At 48.8% G+C, this 1,345-nt stretch carries 1 protein-coding gene and 1 pseudogene; one reads left to right on the forward strand and one right to left on the reverse strand.

Features of this window, described 5'->3' with window-relative positions:
* Window positions 1–240: 240 nt before the first annotated feature.
* Window positions 241–399, reverse strand: a complete 159-nt coding sequence (locus M23134_RS41675) for a hypothetical protein (RefSeq protein ID WP_002705381.1) — start codon at window positions 397–399, stop codon at window positions 241–243.
* Between the two features lie 117 nt (window positions 400–516).
* On the opposite strand from M23134_RS41675, the pseudogene M23134_RS40805 reads away from it, so the two are divergent.
* Window positions 517–1,345 (forward strand): annotated as a pseudogene (locus M23134_RS40805) (hypothetical protein); the annotation flags it as partial.

The following is a 1,345-nucleotide window of genomic DNA, read 5'->3' on the forward strand; positions in this document are numbered from 1 at the left end:
GCGTGCCCCACCTGGCACCCGCAAAATGCCTACCGCTCGCGCAGCCTCGTGGTCGGCGGCATCCTTCAGCCGTCGTCGTTCGCGCAGCTACCCGCGAAAAACCGCCACTCCTTTGGGCTTCGGCTGTGAACACGGGCGGGCCCCAACGCGCGGTTAGAAAGCTTCAAAGTAGTGGTTTCGAAAGTGGTTTTGCCTGGTCGTCTCCCCGCTGGCTTACGCGCAGTGTTTGCGCCGCTTCACTTAGTCGTTCCTCCTGCGTTCATCTGCGCGCTCACTTTTCCAAACTCCCTGGGCTTTGTACTGTTGAAGGCGATCTTTGCACTGCTGAAAGTGGTCTTTGTATGGTGTAAGGCGGTTATTTACCATTTTTCTTTCTTTTGAAAATAGTGCTTTGTACATTTGGTCTTGGTTACATTGACGCCTTTGGTCTTTGTAATGAGTGCAACAAAAGGATGCGCTTAAAGATTTGAAATACAGGATTTTAGGTGCGTATACTATAAAGACCATTTAGGTAACTTGAGGGTAGCTTTCAGGGAAGGAGAAAAGAAAATTTACCGGGCTGATTTAGAAGATGTTACCACCGATAAACAGCAAGGTTTCGAATACAAAGAAGTTATTATTTCTTCTGATCCGACGAGCGCCAGCAACCATGTAGCCAAACTAACGAGCACCGAGCCGCTAGGAATGTTGCGCAACCTGGAAGTAAGCAAAGGCGATGTGGTAAAAGTGAAAGTGAAGGGTTATTACGCCGGGGGTTCGGTGACCCATAGCAATGCGGTGAACTGGGGGCTGACCCTGGGACAAGTAAACGGCCACTCAAACAGTGGTGAAATCTCTACAGAAAACACGCCTTTTCTACTGAATTTAGGGCTGAGTATTACGCCTAACAACGGGGGTAATAACCCGAACGCCACGGTACCAAGTGGTTACTTAAAATTGGTATTTTATAAAAAAGACGGTACGCCCGTTACCGCCTCGTTACAAATTGCTCATCTGAGCCCAGGCGCCGGACAATGGCAAGACCTGGAACTAACGTATACTGCTACCGAAAGGGGATACTTACAAGCCTTCGTCGCCAATGAAAGCGACCAGGAAGTATTCTTTGATGATATGGTGGTGGAGCATACCCCGCAACTGATTGTACAGGAGAATCATTATTATCCGTTTGGAATGAACCTGCGAGGGATTGAGAAGCAGGGTAAGCCTGAGCATAGGTATCAATATAATGCGGGGACTGAGCTTGAGAAAAGCTTTGAGTTGAACTGGCATGAGACGATATACCGAAGATATGACGCGCAGCTAGGACGCTTCCACGGAATAGACGAACTAGCCCCCCTGATGCCTA

This window comes from Microscilla marina ATCC 23134 (assembly GCF_000169175.1).
GTDB lineage: Bacteria > Bacteroidota > Bacteroidia > Cytophagales > Microscillaceae > Microscilla > Microscilla marina.